Origin of the sequence: Mycobacterium kiyosense (assembly GCA_021654635.1) — a bacterium.
GTDB classification, from domain to species: domain Bacteria; phylum Actinomycetota; class Actinomycetes; order Mycobacteriales; family Mycobacteriaceae; genus Mycobacterium; species Mycobacterium kiyosense.
In genome coordinates this window covers 5,651,193-5,668,853 of record AP025179.1, presented here as the reverse complement: position 1 = coordinate 5,668,853, position 17,661 = coordinate 5,651,193, and the positions used below count along the sequence as shown (strand labels likewise).

Below are 17,661 nucleotides of genomic sequence, written 5' to 3'. Positions count from 1 at the left end.
GTCAGCGGCCCAGGCCGAACAGCGGGCGGCACCGCTCGAATCCGTCCACCCGCACATCCAGGTCGCGGCGCCGATGCCAATCCGCGCGGGTCAGCCGAAACCGGAGCTGCTCGACCATCAATCCCCTCGCGCTGCACCCGTTCCACGCCGTCGTCGCGATACCCGACGCGGCGCGACACCGCGATCGAAGCCGGGTTGTCGACGAACGAGGTCGACGTGGCCACCTGGGCGCCCAACGATTCGAACGCGAAAGATAAAGCCGCTGAGCGCATCTCGGTGCCGTAGCCGCGCCCCTGGTAACGCCGGCCCAACCAGGAACCGGACTGTACCTGCCGGGTGATCGGGAAATCCTCGGCGATCAGCGCCTGAACGCCGACGGCTTTTCCGTCGACGACGACCGCCAGCGGCAGGTGCCAACCATGAGCTCGGAAGGCGGCCAATTCCCGCCACAGAAAAGACAAGGTGTTGAACGGCAGCTGTTCGCGGGGCGCCCGCGTCCACGGCACCGCGAACGGCATCCGAGCCGGATCGTGCACGCCGTCGAGAATCGTGTCGATCAGCTGGTCGATCAGCTCTTCGGTGGGCAGCCGCAGCTGCAGCCGGGGGGTGCTGATCCGCAGGTCGAACAGCGGCCAGTGACGGGACATCGGATCATCTTCCCCCGCGAAATGCGCTACGCAGAACCATGATTCGCGCGCGCTCGGTTGGCCGCCTTCTCCCGGTACATCGCCTCGTCGACCCGCACGATCAGATCCGCGAAGCTGTCGTCGGCGCCGGCCGCGGTCAGCCCGATGCTCACGCCGACCCCCGGAGTGCATCCGTACCGCTCGTCGAGTCCGCTGATGCGGTGCCGGATCCGTTGCGCGCGCACCTCGGCGGCCGGGCTGTCGACGAAGGCGACGCAGAACTCGTCGCCGCCGACACGGCCGGCGAAGTCACCCGACGCAAGCTCCTCGCGCAGGACGTCGCCGATGGCGATCAGCACCAGATCGCCCGCGCCGTGGCCGGACCGGTCGTTGACCAACTTGAAATCGTCGATGTCGAGCAGCAGCAGACTCAACCGGCCGTCACCGCGGCGGACCCGCTGCAACTCGGCCTCGGCCCGGTCGACGAAACCACGCCGATTCAACAGCGAGGTCAGCGGATCGGACCGGGCGAGCTTCTCCAACTCCCGCTGCAGCGCTTTGATTTCGGTGATATCCCGGGCGGTGTTCAGCACGGTGCGAATCTCGCCATCCGGCCCGTACTCGGGCACCACGCGGAACACGAAATGGCGCGGGCCGTCCAGCGCCGGGTATTCGAAATCCTGTTGCGTCACTTCGCCGGTGGCGAACACGGTGCGATACACCGACTGGAACAGCGCGGCCATCTCCGGGGCGTTGTTGAGCTCGTAATGGTCCTTGCCGATATGGTCTTGCGCCGTCAGTGGCGCCGTCACCTTGTCCAGGCTCGGGTTGACGTAGAGGTGGCGCAGGTTGCGGTCGTACCGTGACACGATGTCGGGCAGGCTTTCGACCAACGCGAAGTCCGCATCGTTGCGCAACTGGCTGTCGGTGGGCAGCCGAACGATCGCCATATGAGTAGCCGAGCCGTCCGGCTCGTCGAGGGGCGTGATCACGCACTGCCAGACCGGCGGGCCAGTGCCGCTCAAGGTGAAGTCCGCGGCCTCGGATGGCCATTCCGCCGCCAGCTGCGCGGTCAACGCCGACTCCGTCAACGCACCCGACTCCATCAATGAAACGAATTTCGGTGTACGCGTGCATATCTCGACCAGATCGCGGCTGTGTCGACAGGTGCAGGCGGGCACGCCGGCCAGACACATGGCCTGCAGCCACCGGTCGCTCATGACATTTCCCGGACGCGTAACTTCGCCTGATACATCAAGGTGTCGACCCGGGCGATCAGGTCGGCCGCGCAGGTATCCGTCGGTCCCGCCTGGGTGACTCCGACGCTCACGCTGAGTTCGACCGAGCGGTCGTCGCAGACAGCGATGTCGTTGACGCGCCGGCACAGTCGCTCGGCAACCGCGTCGGCCTGGGTGGCGTCGGTGTCGATCAACGCGATGCAGAACTCGTCGCCGCCCAATCGTGCGACGAAGTCTTGGGCGCGGGTCTCGGTGACCAGCATGCGGCTCAGCGCCTCGAGCACCCGGTCCCCGGCCGCGTGGCCGAATCGATCGTTGATGCACTTCATGTTGTCCACGTCGAGCATCAGCAGGCTCAGCTCACAGTGCCCGCGCCGAGCCCGATCCAGCGCCGCGCCGGCGCATTCGAGAAAACTGCGCCGATTCAACAAGGAGGTCAACGGGTCAGTGCGGGCCAGACGCTCCAACTGCTGTTGCAATTGCGTGAGCTCGGTGACGTCGCGGATGATCGACAACACGGTCTGTACGCGACCGTCATGGTCGAATTCCGGCATTGCCCGGGCCTGGTAGTTGCGCAGGCCGCCTGGTCCGGCGTAACCGAAGTCCACGGTGACGATCTCGCCGGTGTCGAAGACCCGTTGATAGACCGAATCGGTGTTGGCTCTGCGCTCCTCGGCCATGAACAGCGTTCGCAGGTCCCGGCCGATGTGCTGATCGGCGCTGATCCCGGTCAGTTGCTCGATGGCGGGATTGGCGTAGACGCAACGGAAGTGGCGGTCATGGCGCGTCACCACGTCCGGCAGGTTGTCGATCATCGTCGAGAAGGCGACGCTGGGCACCTGCAGTCGTTCGCAGACACGAAAGATCGCCAGGTAGTCGGCGCTCGGGGCGTCGAAGCGGGTCAGCACACACTGCCAGTCCAGGTTCGCGGCTCCGAGCATGAACGGTGCGTCGCCGGGGTCCGCCGGCCACGCGGCGGCGAGCCGTGCCAACAGCGTGTATTCGTCCAGCTGGCCGGTCAGGTCCTGCATCATCGCCATGAACTCCGGCGTGCGCGCCACGATGGAGGGTCCGGAGTTGTCGACGCGGCACCGGAATGCGGGCACCCCGGCTGACGTCAGGGTGGACAACCACTGCTCCGGGGATGGCACGTCACTGAATTTTAGTTGCCGGGGCAAGTCGGTTGAAGTCGGCACGCCTGCCGGTCCGGCGCATCCCACGGGTCGCCGCGCGCGTCCTGAGCACCACAGACCGCCGGACTCTAGACTGTCGTCGTGACAGGCGCGAGCACCCACACGATCGATACCGTCGAACACGCCGCAACCACTCCGGAGTACCCGCAACCATTCGGTGAGCTCGGCCTCAAAGAGGACGAATACCAGCGGATCCGCGAGATCCTCGGCCGCCGGCCCACCGACACCGAGCTGGCCATGTACTCGGTGATGTGGAGCGAGCACTGCTCGTACAAGTCCTCCAAGGTGCACCTGCGCTATTTCGGTGAGACCACCAGCGACGAGATGCGCACCGGGATGTTGGCCGGCATCGGCGAAAACGCCGGCGTGGTCGACATCGGCGACGGCTGGGCGGTCACCTTCAAGGTCGAGTCGCACAACCATCCCTCTTATGTCGAGCCCTACCAGGGCGCGGCCACCGGAGTCGGCGGCATCGTGCGCGACATCATGGCCATGGGAGCGCGTCCGGTGGCGGTGATGGACCAGCTGCGGTTCGGCGCCGCCGACGCGCCCGACACCCGCCGCGTGCTCGACGGGGTGGTCCGCGGCGTCGGTGGGTACGGCAACTCGCTGGGCCTGCCGAACATCGGCGGCGAGACCGTCTTCGACGAGTGTTACGCCGGCAACCCGTTGGTGAATGCGTTGTGCGTCGGTGTGTTACGTCAGGAGGACCTGCACCTGGCATTCGCCTCCGGAACCGGGAACAAGATCATCCTGTTCGGGGCGCGCACCGGCCTGGACGGGATCGGCGGGGTTTCGGTGCTGGCCTCGGACACGTTCGACGCGGAGAATTCCCGCAAGAAACTGCCGTCGGTGCAGGTCGGTGACCCCTTCATGGAGAAGGTCCTGATCGAGTGCTGCCTGGAGCTGTACGCCGGCAAACTCGTGGTGGGCATCCAGGATCTGGGCGGTGCCGGATTATCTTGTGCCACATCTGAATTGGCCTCCGCGGGTGATGGTGGCATGGTGATCGACCTGGACGCGGTCCCGTTGCGGGCCAAACAGATGACGCCCGCCGAGATCCTGTGCAGTGAGTCGCAGGAACGGATGTGCGCGGTGGTGACACCGGAGAACGTCGATGCGTTCCTGGCGGTGTGCCGCAAGTGGGAGGTGCTGGCCACGGTGATCGGCGAGGTCACCGACGGCGACCGGCTGCGCATCACCTGGCACGGCGAGACGGTGGTGGACGTACCGCCGCGCACGGTGGCCCACGAGGGGCCGGTGTACCAGCGAGCGGTCGCCCGCCCGGACACCCAGGACGCGCTGGTCGCCGACACGTCGGCCAAGCTGCCCCGCCCGGCCACCGGCGCCGAACTGCGGGCGACTTTGCTTGCGCTGCTTGGCAGTCCGCACCTGTGCAGTCGCGCCTTCATCACCGAGCAGTACGACCGCTACGTGCGCGGCAATACCGTACTGGCCGAGCACGCCGACGGTGGCGTGCTGCGTATCGACGAGACCACCGGCCGCGGCATCGCGCTGTCCACCGACGCGTCCGGGCGCTACACCCAACTGGACCCCTACACCGGCGCCCAGCTGGCGCTGGCGGAGGCCTACCGCAACGTCGCGGTCACCGGCGCCACCCCGGTCGCGGTGACCAACTGCCTCAACTTCGGCTCACCCGAAGATCCCGGTGTGATGTGGCAGTTCTCCCAGGCGGTACACGGTCTGGCCGATGGCTGTGCGGCCCTGGGCATTCCGGTCACCGGCGGCAACGTCAGCTTCTACAACCAGACCGGCTCGTCGGCGATCCTGCCGACCCCGGTGGTCGGCGTGCTCGGCGTCCTCGACGACGTCGCCCGGCGTGTCCCCACCGCCCTGGGCACCGAGCCCGGCGAAACCCTGCTGTTGCTCGGCGACACCCGCGACGAGTTCGACGGATCCGTCTGGGCCCAGGTCACCGCCGGACACCTGGGCGGTTCGCCACCCGCGGTCGATCTCGCCCGCGAGAAATTGGTGGCCGAGGTATTGCGTGCCGCGTCCCGGGACGGGTTGATCACCGCCGCGCACGACCTGTCCGAGGGCGGATTAGCCCAGGCCGTCGTGGAAGCCGCCCTCGCCGGTGAAACCGGCTGCCGCATCGTGCTTCCCGAGGCGGCCGACCCGTTCGTGGCGTTGTTCTCCGAGTCGGCCGGCCGGGTGCTGGTCGCCGTGCCGCGCACCGAGGAGAGCCGGTTCCGTTCCATGTGCGAGGCACGCGGCTTGCCGGCCGTCCGCATCGGTGTGGTGGACCAGGCCTCCGACCAGATCGAGGTGCAGGGGTTGTTCACCGTTTCACTGGCCGAACTGCGCGAGACTTCCGAGGCGGTGCTGCCGCGATTGTTCGGGTGAGTCTGCGCGCACTGGCTCTGGCGGCCGCACTGGTCGGCTGGAGCTTCATCGGCCTGCGGCTCCCGACCGTCTGGCGATCCCCGGTGCAGGCCGTTGCCGGCGCCCTGCTGGTGTGGATCACGCGGGCGCCGTTGGGTTTTCGGGCTCCGCAGGTGTGGTCGGGCTTGCGCTCCGGGTCGGTGGCCGCGGCCGTCGTGTCGGCGGCGATCGGGGCCAGCACACCGGTGCCCATCGTGCGCCTCTCGATGGCCGCGCGTGAGCTGCCGCCGTCGGTGCCGAGCTGGCTCGGGCTGCAGATACCGATAGGCACGGTGTGGGCCGAGGAGGCTGCCTTCCGCGCCGCCTTGGGCGTCACGGCGGCCCGCGCCTTCGGCACCACCGGTGGACGGCTGCTGCAGGCCGGGGCATTCGGGCTGTCCCACATCGCCGACGCGCGGGCGACCGGCGAGCCGGTGGTGCCCGTCGCGTTGGTCACCGCCGTTGCCGGCTGGGTGTTCGGCTGGCTGGCCGAGCGGTCCGGCAGCCTGGCCGCACCGATGCTTGCGCACCTGGCGATCAACGAGTCCGGGGCGGTGGCCGCGGTAGCCGTCCAGCGCTGGACGTGCAACGGCTCACACGCGCTGCGGTGAGCGGCCCGGCGCCCTACACTTGTTAACTGCGTGTTAAATCGCCCGGATTCAAGCCCAAGAGAGGTTGGCACCTTCGGTGCATAGGCTGCGTGCCGCGGAACACCCGCGGCCGGATTACGTGCTGCTACACATCAGCGACACCCACCTCGCCGGCGGCGACGGCCCGCTCTACGGCGATGTCGACGCCGACGGCCGGCTGGCCGAACTGCTGGACCAGCTGGACCGATCCGGACTGCGTCCTGACGCGATCGTCTGCACCGGCGACCTTGCCGACAAGGGGGAGCCCGCGGCGTACCGCAAACTGCGAGATTTGGTCGAGCCGTTCGCGACCGAATTGGGTGCCGAACTGGTCTGGGTGATGGGCAATCATGACGACCGCGCCGAGCTGCGCAGGCAGCTGCTCGACGAGGCCCCGTCGCTGGCGCCGCTGGACGCGGTGCGGATGATCGACGGGCTGCGCATCGTCACGCTGGACACCTCGGTACCCGGTCACCACTACGGTGAGCTGCGCCCAGCCCAATTGGATTGGCTGGCAGACGAATTGGCCAGCCCCGCGCCCGACGGCACCATCCTTGCCCTGCATCATCCGCCGATCCCGAGCGTGCTGGACATGGCCGTCACCGTGGAACTGCGCGACCAGGCCTCGCTCGGTCGGGTGCTGAAAGGCACTGACGTACGGGCCATCCTGGCCGGGCACCTGCACTACTCGACGAACGCGACGTTCGTCGGGATCCCGGTGTCGGTGGCCTCGGCGACCTGCTACACCCAGGACCTCACGGTCTGTGCCGGCGGCACCCGCGGCCGCGACGCGGCGCAGGCCTGCAACCTCGTGCACGTCTACCCCGACACCGTGGTGCACTCGGTCGTTCCGCTCGGCGGCGGAAAGACGGTGGGCACCTTCGTTTCTCCGGGTCAGGCGCAACGCAACCTGGCCGAGGCCGGCATCTTCATCGAACCGTCGCGCCGCGATTCGCTGTTTCGGCACCCGCAGCTGGCGTTGACGTCGACCCAGGATGCTGTCGACTGATCCCGGCCGCCACCCGCTCCCACGGAGCCGGGATCGGGAAGTAGCGCTCCAGGAAGTCCACGACCAGCTCGGCGCGCCGCGCCGCCGACACCTCCGGGAAGCTGCTGTCGTTGAGGCAGAAGAAGTCGTAGCCGCGGCTCTTGCGGAGCTTGGGCAGCAGGCTCAGCCCCGCCTGGGTCGTCGTGTTGACGTAGCGAACCTTCGCCTTCTCTTGCTGCACAGCGCGTCCGGTCAGCAACGCGTAGTAGTGGTAGAACGAGTTGGTCACCGAGATGTCGGTGCTGGACCGGAATGCACTGGCCTGAGTGCGGGCGAACTCTTCGCCGAACTCCTGCTCCATCTCGCGCAGCACGCTCTTGCGCAGCGGGACGGCGGTGTGCTCGAGATGACGGGTGATGGTCTGCCCGAAGCGCTGACGCAGCAGTTGGCGGTTGACCCGGGCCGCGTTCTCGAATCCGCTGCGGCCGGGATGATTTGCGCCGAGGCCGATCCGGGTGTCCGCTTCGATGAACCGGCTGACGCCGCCGGGTGAGAAGAACATGCCGGGCCGGACCGGCCGTCCGAAGAACATGTCGTCGTTGGAGTACAGGAAATGCTCGCTGAGGCCGGCGATGTGGTGGAGCTGGCTCTCCACCGCGTGCGAATTGTAGGTGGGCAGCGCGGCGGTGTCCGAGAAGTGCTCCGCGGCCCGCACCAGGGTGATCTTGGGGTGGTCGACCAACCACGCCGGTGCCGCCGAATCCGTCGCGATGAAGATGCGCCGGATCCACGGCGCGAACATGTTCACCGACCGCAGTGCGTATTTCAGCTCGTCGATCTGGCGGATCCGCGCGTCCGCGTCGTCACCTTCGCCCACCACATGACCGGACATCCGCGCGGCGCGCCGGGCCCGGAACTCCGGATCGCTGCCGTCGACCCAGGAGAACACCAGATCGATGTCGAACGTCACATCGCTGGCGTGCGGGGTGAACATTCCCTGCATCGTCGGCCACTTGTAGCCGTGCAGCCGGACCGTGGCAGGCGTGAGTTCTGCGCGCGGCAGCTCCCTGCGGGTCAACGCATTCTCCACCGGGCAGCCGATCACGGTGTCCCCGAAGGTCCAGAACTGCAGGTCCACCCCGAATGCCGAGCCGTATCGGAACCCGCCCGGAGCTATCCGTCGCCGGTACAGTCGCAGGATACGCGCATCCGGGTGTTCCGAAAGTCGACCCTCGGCCAGCAGGACCGGTGAAAACCCCTTCTCGTCAAGGGTTTTCGCGTACATCGGTTCTCGGGCGCAGGCCGCCGCGAGAGCCCGTTCGACGTGCGGGCGCAGTCGCAGATCGACCGCCAGCACCGGCCGGTTCTTATGGTTGCGGATCAGCAGGAACGGAATATCCGCCCGGTTCAACGTCTTTCGCAGAAACACCAGATCTTCGATCTGTGCCTCGTGCGGGGGCAAACCCGATTCCACCCGGGCGATCTTGCCGCGTCGGCTCACCACGATCGGGTTCGACCGGCATTGGGCGTCCCGGTTGCTGCGCGAAGAGGTTCTGGGCATCGGAACACCGCCTTAGTGAGAAGGGAGCACGGCAACCGGAGAATCTCACACTTGCGACTTGCCCGCGCGGTGTCGCGGGCAAATTCCGATAACTGTTGCAGGACAGTCGATTTAGGCTCGGTGCAACATCGGTTCGTAACTGCTGGTTTACCCTGACGTCATGTATGCCGACCTCAGGGGTTGATGGTGGGATCGCCCACCTGGCGGCCCCACACGTAGTCGACGACGACCGGCGTCCCGACTTCGAAGTGGTTGTAGGGCGCCAGGCTGGCGCCCACGTCCATCACCAGAAGCGGCGCCGGCCACAGGTCGCGGGTGATGGTCTGCCAACAGCCGGGTTTGCCTCCCGGCCCGCCACGCGCGTTGATCCGGGGCAGGTTGTCCGGATAGATGTACGGGTTCGGGGAACCGGAGATGGCGCCCGCCGAGGTGGCCCCCAGCGCGTAGCCGTTGAACCCGAGCGCGTTGTGGATCCGCGGCGCCACCAGGTTGTAGTTGCGCAGCGTGCAGAAGATCTCGGGGCTGTACTCGTCGAACAGCGCTGCGGTCGCACCCAGGTCGGTGGCGCCGCGCGCCAGATACGGCCCGGCCCGCTCGAAAACCGGTGCCGCATCGTTGCCCAGACCGGCGGCCGCCAGCAGCGCCGCATCCAGGGCGTCGCGTTGCCGGTCGACGGTGCGCGCCGTCGTCGCGGCCTGGTTCAGCGCTTCCACCAGGTCGGGTGCGGCGTCGGCGTAGACGTCGCCCAGCGCCGCCAGCCGCTGCATGTCGAAGCGGGCCTGCGGCATCCGCGGGTTCAGGTCGTCCAGGATCGCGTTGCCGTTGGTCACAGAAGCGCCGAACTTGTCCCCCAATCCGGTCAGGGCCTGGCCGGCCGCGCTGAGCGTGAGGTTGAGCTTGACCGGATCGACCTTCTCGGCCAGCGCGGTCAGGGTCTGGAACAGCGAGTTGAACTCCGTGGTGACGTGTGTCGCGTTGATCACCATCGACGGTGTGATGTGTTGCGGCGCAGGGTTTTGCGGCGATGTCAGCGACACGTATTTGTTGCCGAACACCGTGGTCGCGGTGATCTGGGCGGCCACGTTGGCCGGGATCTGCGGGATGTAGCGCGGGTAGATGTCCAGTACCAGTTGCGCCGCCGGCACGCCGTCGTGGGTGATCTCGGCGATGTCGGAGACCCGGCCGATCTGCACACCGTTGTAGGTGACCTTGGCGCCCGGGTCCAGTACCAGACCGGCGCGTGGGGCGATCATGGTCAGCTTGGTTTTCGGGGTGAAGTTCCCGCGGAACTGCCAGTACAGCGCCCCGAGCACGAGCCCCACCACCATCAGTGCCACCAGCCCGATGGTCTTGAATGGCGGTCGCGTGCCCGAGCGACGGCGCTCCATGACTTTGAGACCCTAGGGTATGGCTGTCCGCAACAGAACAGATCCGGCGAAGACCCGGCAGGCCGTGTCGGTCCTCGCGGACTGGTTGCGCGACGAATCGGCCCCGGAGCCGGGCCGGGACGCGCTCGGTGCGGCCGTGCGGCTCACCGCCCGCACCCTGGCCACCTCGGCACCGGGGGCCAGCGTCGAGATACGGGTGCCGCCGTTCGTCGCCGTGCAATGTATTTCGGGCCCCCGGCACACCCGGGGCACGCCCCCCAACGTCGTGGAGACCGACCCCAGGACCTGGTTACTGCTGGCAACGGGGCTGCTGAGCGTGGACGAGGCGGTTGCGACCGGCGCACTGGCCCTCTCGGGCTCCCGGTCCCGTGACATTGATCACTGGTTACCAGTGTTGCAATTGGGGTACTGACCATAGGTTTTGTGCCCATACGCACGGCGCGTCGCGGCCCGACACGCGGGTTGGATTGCACGGCCGGGCGATGCGGCCCGTAGACTCCGAGGCGTCACCAACCGCGCCCTAGGGAGTCGCCAAACCGTGACCGCGCAGCAGCCCGAGCAAGACTTCAGTTCGCCTCGTGAAGAGTGTGGCGTATTCGGGGTCTGGGCCCCCGGCGAAGATGTCGCCAAACTCACCTACTACGGACTGTATGCGTTGCAGCATCGCGGTCAGGAGGCCGCCGGCATTGCGGTCGCCGACGGTTCTCAGGTCCTGGTCTTCAAGGACCTCGGCCTGGTCAGTCAGGTATTCGACGAGCAGACGCTGGCCGCCATGGACGGCCACGTCGCCATCGGGCACTGCCGCTACTCCACCAGCGGCGACACCACCTGGGAGAATGCCCAACCGGTCTTTCGTAACACCGCCGCCGGAACCGGTGTCGCGTTGGGACACAACGGCAACCTCGTCAACGCGGCCGAACTTGCCGCGCGGGCCCGCGACGCGGGGTTGATGGCCAAACGGTACCCGGCGCCGGCGACGACGGACTCCGACATCCTGGGTGCGCTGCTCGCCCACGGAGCGGCCGACTCCAGCCTGGAACAGGCCGCCCTGGAACTGCTGCCGACCGTGCGTGGCGCGTTCTGCCTGACGTTCATGGACGAGAACACCCTCTACGCCTGCCGCGACCCGCACGGCGTGCGTCCGCTATCGCTGGGGCGGCTGGACCGCGGCTGGGTGGTCGCCTCCGAAACGGCGGCGCTCGACATCGTCGGCGCCTCCTTCGTCCGCGACATCGAGCCGGGCGAGCTGCTGGCCATCGACGCCGACGGGGTGCGGTCCACCCGGTTCGCCAACCCCTCGCCCAAGGGCTGCGTCTTCGAATACGTCTATCTGGCCCGGCCCGACAGTGTCATCGCCGGACGCTCCATCCACGGCGCCCGCCTGGCGATCGGCCGTCGGCTGGCCCGCGAGTGCCCGGTGGACGCCGACCTGGTGATCGGCGTGCCGGAGTCCGGTACCCCGGCCGCGGTGGGATACGCCCAGGAATCCGGCGTTCCCTACGGTCAGGGCCTGATGAAGAACGCCTACGTCGGGCGCACCTTCATCCAGCCGTCGCAGACCATCCGCCAACTCGGCATCCGGCTCAAGCTGAACCCGCTCAAAGAGGTGATCCGCGGCAAGCGGCTCATCGTCGTCGACGACTCGATCGTGCGGGGCAACACCCAGCGCGCGCTGGTACGCATGCTGCGCGAAGCCGGGGCGGTGGAAGTGCACGTCCGGATCGCCTCGCCGCCGGTGAAATGGCCCTGCTTCTACGGCATCGACTTCCCGTCCCCGGCCGAGCTGATCGCCAACGCGGTCGAGGATCAGAGCGAGATGCTGGAGGCGGTTCGGCACGCGATCAACGCCGACACGCTCGGCTACATCTCGCTGCGCGGCCTGATCGCCGCCACCGAGCAACCCGCCTCGCGACTGTGCACCGCCTGCTTCGACGGCAGCTACCCGATCGAGCTGCCCAGCGGCAGCGCGTTGGGCAAGAACGTCATCGAGCAGATGCTCGCCAACGCAGCGCGCGGCGCCGGACTGGGCGAACTGTCCGGTCCCGAAGTACCGGAAGTCCCCGTCGGGCGCTGACCCGAGCGCGCAACAAGCGGTAACTGCTGCCGACGGTGCGCACCGGACGGTAGCCTTTATCGCGATGACGGATCCCGAACGCAACCAGGGCGTCACCTACGCAGCGGCCGGGGTGGACATTGAAGCCGGTGACCGCGCTGTCGACTTGTTCAAGCCGCTGGCCACCAAGGCCACCAGGCCGGAGGTACGCGGGGGGCTCGGCGGGTTCGCCGGTCTGTTCGCGCTGCGCGGTGACTATCGCGAACCGGTGCTGGCGGCGTCCACCGACGGCGTAGGTACCAAGCTGGCGGTCGCACAGGCGATGGACAAGCACGACACCATCGGACTCGACCTGGTCGCCATGGTGGTGGACGACCTCGTCGTGTGCGGGGCCGAGCCGCTATTCCTGCAGGACTACATCGCGGTCGGACGCACCGTCCCAGAGCGGGTGGCGGCGATCGTCAGCGGCATCGCGGAGGGCTGCGTGCGTGCCGGGTGTGCGTTGTTGGGCGGGGAGACCGCCGAGCACCCCGGCCTGATGGAACCCGACCACTACGACATCTCGGCCACCGGCGTCGGCGTGGTCGAGGCCGACGACGTGCTGGGGCCGGACCGCGTCAAACCCGGCGACGTCATCATCGGGATGGGATCCTCGGGCCTGCATTCCAATGGCTACTCGCTGGCCCGCACCGTGTTGCTGGACATCGACCGGATGAACCTGGCCGGTTACGTCGAGGAATTCGGCCGCACGCTGGGCGAGGAACTACTCGAGCCCACGCTCATCTACGCCAAGGACTGCCTGGCGCTGGCGGCCGAAACCCAGGTGCGCACGTTCTGCCACGTCACCGGCGGCGGGCTGGCCGGGAACCTGTCCCGCGTCATCCCGCCCGGGCTGGTCGCCGAGGTGGACCGCGGCACCTGGACGCCCGCTCCGGTGTTCGCGATGATCGCCCAGCGTGGCCGCGTCACCCAGGCGGAGATGGAAAAGACATTCAACATGGGCGTCGGCATGATCGCCGTCGTCGCCCCCGAGGACACCGATCGGGCCCAGGCCATCCTGACGGCGCGGCACCTCAATTGCTGGGAGCTGGGCACCGTGTGCAAGGGCGGCAAGGAAGGCCCGCGAGCGACCCTCGTCGGGCAGCACCCGCGATTCTAAAGCGAGGACTCGCACAGCATTGTGCCGATGCGAAGGAGCATCGGCACAGTCTGGATCAGCGAGCTAGCGGCGCCAGTCGTCGTCTTCCCACGAGTCGTCACCGCCCAGGGGGTCGGATTCGTCGGTGCTCGTCCCGGACAGCTCGCGCTGAAGCCGCTGGAAGTCGGTCTGGGGGGAGCTGTATTTCAGTTCTCGAGCAACCTTGGTCTGCTTTGCCTTAGCCCGGCCGCGGCCCATGGGGGAACCCCCTCGCGAAATAACGGAGCGGCCTACGAGTAGGCGGCTCCGATCTCTTAGTGTCGTTATTGTCCTGCCGACAGCTTACCGTGCCGCGCGGCCTAACGTAGGCGCGCCCTGCCAGCTAGCCTTAACGGCCCTCGAGATCAGCGGCCGCCGCCGCGCAGCCGCTCCACCGCGAGGCGTCCGGCGCCCAGCTCGTCGGCCGGCGGCAGGGATTCGGGGTCGATCACCGCGGCCACCGCGCCGTCGGCGCCGGTCGCCAATTCGGTGTCGCCGGGTATGCCCCGCTTCACCAGGGCCAGCGCCACCGGACCCAGATCGACGTGCTCGACCACCGTGCCCAGCCGGCCCACCGACCGGCCACCGGCCAGCACCGCGTCGCCGGTCGACGGCCGGTCCGCCGAGCCATCCAGGTGCAACAACACCAGCATCCGCGGCGGTTTGCCCAGGTTATGCACCCGTGCGACGGTCTCCTGGCCGCGGTAACACCCCTTGTCCAGGTGCACGGCTCCTGCGCCCGGCCCGCCGATCCAGCGCACTTCATGCGGGATGGTGCGTTCGTCGGTGTCCACGCCCAACCGCGGCCGCAGGGCCGCCACCCGGTGCGCCTCATAGGCCCACACTCCGGCCGGGCGCACGCCCGCCGCGGTCAGACGCTGCCGCCACTCTGCCGCTTCTGCACGGGGTACCAGCAGGTCGAGTTCGGGTGGGCCGCCGGGCGTGCCGGCCACCCGCCGCAGGAAACCGCCCCCGGCCAGCGGGACGGCCCGCCATTCGTCGGGCAGCGCTGCGAGCCCCAGGACGTCGAGCACGCCCCGGTCGGCTAGCTGCGGACCGATCAGCGACAGCACCGCCAGGTCGGCGGCCTCGACGGTGACCTCGGACCAGAACACCATCTTGCGCAGATAGTTCAGCAGCGGCTCGCCCCGCCACGGTTCGGTGTCCAGGTAGGTGGTGCCGCCCAGCTCGGTCTGCAACCAGTGGTCCTCGACCCGGCCCTGGCCGTCCAGGCTCAGGTTCTGCGTGCTTGCGCCCTCGGGCAGGTCGCTGACGTGCTGGGTGGAGATGTTGTGCAGCCAGGGTTGCCGGTCCTTGCCGGTCAGGGTCAGCACCGCGCGGTGCGAACGATCCACCACCACGGCCGCGGTCTCGGCGGCCCGCTGCTCGCCCAGCGGATCGCCGAAATGCCAGATCGCGCCGGCGTCGGGTCCGGGATCCGGAGCGGGAACTGGATTCATGTGTCAACTCTACGGTTGCCTCCAACCGCCCCGAGCGTCACGTCAGCGTGGCGTTCGGCGCCCACCGTCACGCTGGCGCAACGTTCGGGGAGGGCGGCGGGCCGCGGGCGGCGTGGGAGGGCGGCGGGATGGCGGCGGCTGACGGCGGTGGCGGGCGGCTGGCGGGCGGGTGTCGTTAGGCTCTCACTCCATGGCTGGAGTGGTGGTCACGCTTGACGGTGCAGTCCTGGATCCCGCGACACCGCTGCTGCACGCCGACGATCTGGCCGCGGTGCGCGGTGACGGGGTGTTCGAGACGCTGCTGGTGCGCGACGGCCGGGCCTGCCTGATCGAGGCGCACCTGCAGCGGCTGACCCAATCCGCCGCACTCATGGAGCTGCCCGCACCGGATCTGCCGGCCTGGCGGCGCGCGATCGACGCGGCGACCTGCGAGTGGACCTCGAGCAGCGCCGACGAAGCCGCGATGCGGCTGATCTACAGCCGGGGCCGGGAGAGCGCGCCGACCGTGCCGACCGCCTACGTCGCGGTCAGCCCGGTCCCGGACCGGGTCGCGGCGGTGCGGCGCGACGGCGTAGCGGCGATCACATTGGACCGAGGGCTGCCGGCCAAGGGGATCGACGCCATGCCCTGGCTGTTGGCCGGCGCCAAGACGCTCTCCTATGCGGTCAACATGGCGGTGTTACGCCACGCAGCCCGTCACGGCGCCGGCGACGTCGTCTTCGTCAGCACCGACGGCTTTGTGCTGGAGGGCCCGCGGTCCACTGTCGTCATCGCCACCGAAGGCGACGACGGCAACCCGTGCCTGCTCACCCCGCCGCCCTGGTTCCCCATCCTGCGCGGCACCACCCAGCAGGCGCTCTTCGAGGTCGCTCGCGCCAAGGGCTACGACTGCGACTATCGCGCCCTGCGCGTACCGGATCTGTTTGCCGCCCAAGGTATTTGGCTTATCTCCAGCATGACGCTGGCGGCGCGCGTGCACACCCTCGACGGTCGGCCGCTGCCTCGCGCCGCGTTCGCCGACCGCTTCGCCGAACTGGTCGACGCCGCAATCGTCAGCGATCGCTGAGGCGTTAAATCTGTTGTCGGCGGACGGAAGCCGCGGTAGCGTCGGTCGTACACAAGAAGGGAGGTGGTCCGCGAAATTGATAGCTGCATGGACATGTGAGGTGGCTGCGCGCTAGCTGCATGGCTCGGAAGAGTCAGCGATCAACGCGCGCTGGCGAATTTCCCGCAGCCACCCGGCCCCCGAGTCTTCGGTCTGTCCAACCGGAGTACGGCTCGGGGGCCGCTCCATTTCTCGGCCCGGCTAGTGCTCGATCTTGGCCGCGATCTGATCGGCGACCTTACCGGCGGGGCTCTCCGTCCCGGCCGCGGCGCAGGCCAGCACGTCGACCACCACGTCCGTCTGCGCGCTCAACAGACGGTGGCAGGTGCGGCCCGCTCCGCCCGTCTCCACTTTCTCCATCCAGATTCTGTTCCGCGGTTCACCCTCGAGGCGCCCGAAGGTCCACTCGAAGGTCCGCTTCTGCGTGGTCAGGGTCACCGCCCGGTCAGCGCAGGGCCGCCATTTGTCCGCGGACGCCTGCACGAACGCATGCGCCTTCTCGGCGGACCCGAACGCGACCACCGCCTCGTAGGTCCGGTGCGCCGGGTCCTCTCCCGGCGTCTGGATCGCCTGACCCCGCGCCGCGACGAAGCCGTCGGCGCCTTCGTAGGACTCGCGAAGCAATGGTTCGTACGCTCCGAAGCACTCGGGAGCGGACAGGGTGCCCGGGCTGGGGCGCAGCTCGTCGGTCTTACCGGCGACCGCCATACCAGGATCGCCCATGATGGTGCCGATTTCGGCGGCGCTGAGCAGAAACGAATCGAGCTTGTCGGCGTTCTGAGCACCAGCCCCCGCCGGGGCAGCCGTCGCAGCGCTGGACGCGCTCGGTTTGGCGGCCGGCTTGCGACCGCCACCCTGGGTAGCGAAGACGACGATCAGCACCACGGCCACCACGGCGGCCAGGGCGGCGCCGCCGATCAGGAGCAGTCGCTTGCTGGATCCGCCACCCGGACCGGCAGCCGACGCGGTGCCCGAACCGGTCGCCGGGCGCGCCGCAGCGATAGCCGGCTGTGTGGGCGCGGCGGAGGTGGGCGCGGCGGCTTCGGTGGCGGCCGGTGCCGGTGGTTTCGGGCCGGCCGGCGAGCCGTCCTTGGCCTCGATCTCGGCCAGCACATTGTCGATCTCGGTGCGGGTGCGGTACGTGACGTCATGGCGCATCCGCAGCATCCGCAGCAGCTGGGCGATGTCGCTGCGGGCACTGGGGTCGCTGCCATCCTCGTCGAGGCCCGACCGCAACTCGACCAGCAGCTGCAGCTGCTGCTGCGGAGTGAGTTCCTTCTCCGAGAGGGTGTTGCCCAAGCGCATGATGTAGCCGAACGGCAGCGGCGGCTCGTCGGGCAGCGGGGACGGCAGCGGCGACTCCTTGGCGGCCAGCCCGTGGATGGCGGTGACCAACTGGATCCCGGCGTCCACCGTCGGGTTCTGGTAGTCGATGATCTGCAGCGCGGAGACGGGGTTGACGCGCACGCTGTCGACCGGGCCCACCTGGACCGGCAGTATCGGCCGGTTCAGGGCCTGCGCGTAACGCAGCTCGGCCTGGCTTGGCTTGGACTGCAGCCAGTTGTTGGACAGCGCGACGATGAACACGTCGCAGGAACGGATCTGCTCGAGGATGGCGTTCCACCACGCGTCGCCGCCGCCGAGCTCCTGGTCGAACCAGACTTTCTGCTGAGCGCGCTTGAGTGCGGTCGTCAGCGCGTCCAGCGACGTTCTGTCCTGGCTCGAATAGCTGATGAATATGGCCACAGCGGTCTCCTCAATTGAGGGCAGGGGGAAGTCAATACGGTGAAAACCGTCCTGCGACCGTAGCGCATTTCCGTTCCCGGGCGACCGGCTTCCGGCAAACCCGGGGCGGTCA

The 17,661-nt window shown here is 68.4% G+C and carries 14 protein-coding genes and 1 pseudogene; 7 read left to right on the top strand and 8 right to left on the bottom strand.

Annotated elements, in window-relative coordinates:
- Position 1: 1 nt before the first annotated feature.
- The 3 genes and pseudogenes from L6444_RS26640 to L6444_RS26630 form a co-directional block, all read right to left on the bottom strand.
- Positions 2-647, bottom strand: a pseudogene (locus tag L6444_RS26640) (acetyl-/succinyl-CoA transferase).
- A 26-nt stretch (positions 648-673) separates the two neighbouring features.
- A complete protein-coding gene (locus L6444_RS26635) occupies positions 674-1,846 on the bottom strand; it encodes a sensor domain-containing diguanylate cyclase (protein WP_236978219.1) in 1,173 nt (390 codons plus the stop codon).
- Positions 1,843-3,015 carry a GGDEF domain-containing protein gene (locus L6444_RS26630; RefSeq protein ID WP_236978217.1) on the bottom strand — a complete coding sequence of 391 codons (1,173 nt, stop codon included), beginning with the start codon at positions 3,013-3,015 and terminating at the stop codon, positions 1,843-1,845. The genes L6444_RS26635 and L6444_RS26630 overlap by 4 nt, the downstream gene beginning before the upstream one ends.
- Positions 3,016-3,162: 147 nt before the next feature.
- Between L6444_RS26630 and purL the strand changes: the two genes are divergently transcribed.
- The 3 genes from purL to L6444_RS26615 all read left to right on the top strand — a co-directional run bounded on the left by purL (position 3,163) and on the right by L6444_RS26615 (position 7,080).
- Entirely contained in the window at positions 3,163-5,424 is a 2,262-nt protein-coding gene (purL, locus tag L6444_RS26625) for a phosphoribosylformylglycinamidine synthase subunit PurL (protein WP_236984444.1), read from the top strand.
- Positions 5,412-6,053, top strand: coding sequence for an Rv0804 family intramembrane glutamic endopeptidase (locus L6444_RS26620; protein WP_370653204.1), 642 nt, complete (start codon positions 5,412-5,414; stop codon positions 6,051-6,053). Before purL ends, L6444_RS26620 begins: the two co-directional genes overlap by 13 nt.
- Before the next feature lie 76 nt (positions 6,054-6,129).
- Positions 6,130-7,080, top strand: a complete 951-nt coding sequence (locus L6444_RS26615; RefSeq protein ID WP_236978214.1) for a phosphodiesterase — start codon at positions 6,130-6,132, stop codon at positions 7,078-7,080.
- Here the strand turns inward: L6444_RS26615 and L6444_RS26610 are convergent.
- Together L6444_RS26610 and L6444_RS26605 are read right to left on the bottom strand one after the other, a co-directional pair.
- A complete protein-coding gene (locus L6444_RS26610; protein ID WP_236978211.1) occupies positions 7,001-8,620 on the bottom strand; it encodes a stealth family protein in 1,620 nt (539 codons plus the stop codon). The two genes, L6444_RS26615 and L6444_RS26610, sit on opposite strands and share 80 nt — an antisense overlap.
- Before the next feature lie 173 nt (positions 8,621-8,793).
- Positions 8,794-10,008 carry an MCE family protein gene (locus L6444_RS26605; RefSeq protein WP_236978209.1) on the bottom strand — a complete coding sequence of 405 codons (1,215 nt, stop codon included), beginning with the start codon at positions 10,006-10,008 and terminating at the stop codon, positions 8,794-8,796.
- 19 nt (positions 10,009-10,027) lie between these two features.
- On the opposite strand from L6444_RS26605, the gene L6444_RS26600 reads away from it, so the two are divergent.
- The 3 genes from L6444_RS26600 to purM all read left to right on the top strand — a co-directional run bounded on the left by L6444_RS26600 (position 10,028) and on the right by purM (position 13,220).
- Complete coding sequence (locus tag L6444_RS26600) at positions 10,028-10,420, top strand: sterol carrier family protein (RefSeq protein ID WP_236978207.1); 393 nt, start codon at positions 10,028-10,030, stop codon at positions 10,418-10,420.
- A gap of 126 nt (positions 10,421-10,546) precedes the next feature.
- Positions 10,547-12,082, top strand: a complete 1,536-nt coding sequence (gene purF, locus L6444_RS26595; RefSeq protein WP_236978205.1) for an amidophosphoribosyltransferase — start codon at positions 10,547-10,549, stop codon at positions 12,080-12,082.
- Positions 12,083-12,146: 64 nt separating this feature from the next.
- Positions 12,147-13,220 (top strand): phosphoribosylformylglycinamidine cyclo-ligase, encoded by a 1,074-nt coding sequence (gene purM, locus L6444_RS26590; protein WP_236978203.1) that lies wholly within the window; start codon positions 12,147-12,149, stop codon positions 13,218-13,220.
- Positions 13,221-13,283: 63 nt separating this feature from the next.
- Here purM and L6444_RS26585 read toward each other — a convergent pair whose 3' ends face one another.
- Together L6444_RS26585 and ygfZ are read right to left on the bottom strand one after the other, a co-directional pair.
- Positions 13,284-13,457: a DUF3073 domain-containing protein gene (locus L6444_RS26585; RefSeq protein ID WP_236978197.1), complete on the bottom strand. Its 174-nt coding sequence runs from the start codon at positions 13,455-13,457 to the stop codon at positions 13,284-13,286.
- Positions 13,458-13,603: 146 nt separating this feature from the next.
- Positions 13,604-14,698: a CAF17-like 4Fe-4S cluster assembly/insertion protein YgfZ gene (gene ygfZ, locus L6444_RS26580; RefSeq protein WP_236978195.1), complete on the bottom strand. Its 1,095-nt coding sequence runs from the start codon at positions 14,696-14,698 to the stop codon at positions 13,604-13,606.
- Between the two features lie 199 nt (positions 14,699-14,897).
- Between ygfZ and L6444_RS26575 the strand changes: the two genes are divergently transcribed.
- Positions 14,898-15,764 carry an aminodeoxychorismate lyase gene (locus L6444_RS26575; RefSeq protein ID WP_236984443.1) on the top strand — a complete coding sequence of 289 codons (867 nt, stop codon included), beginning with the start codon at positions 14,898-14,900 and terminating at the stop codon, positions 15,762-15,764.
- Between the two features lie 240 nt (positions 15,765-16,004).
- Here L6444_RS26575 and L6444_RS26570 read toward each other — a convergent pair whose 3' ends face one another.
- Positions 16,005-17,549: a sensor domain-containing protein gene (locus L6444_RS26570; protein WP_236978193.1), complete on the bottom strand. Its 1,545-nt coding sequence runs from the start codon at positions 17,547-17,549 to the stop codon at positions 16,005-16,007.
- Positions 17,550-17,661: the final 112 nt, after the last annotated feature.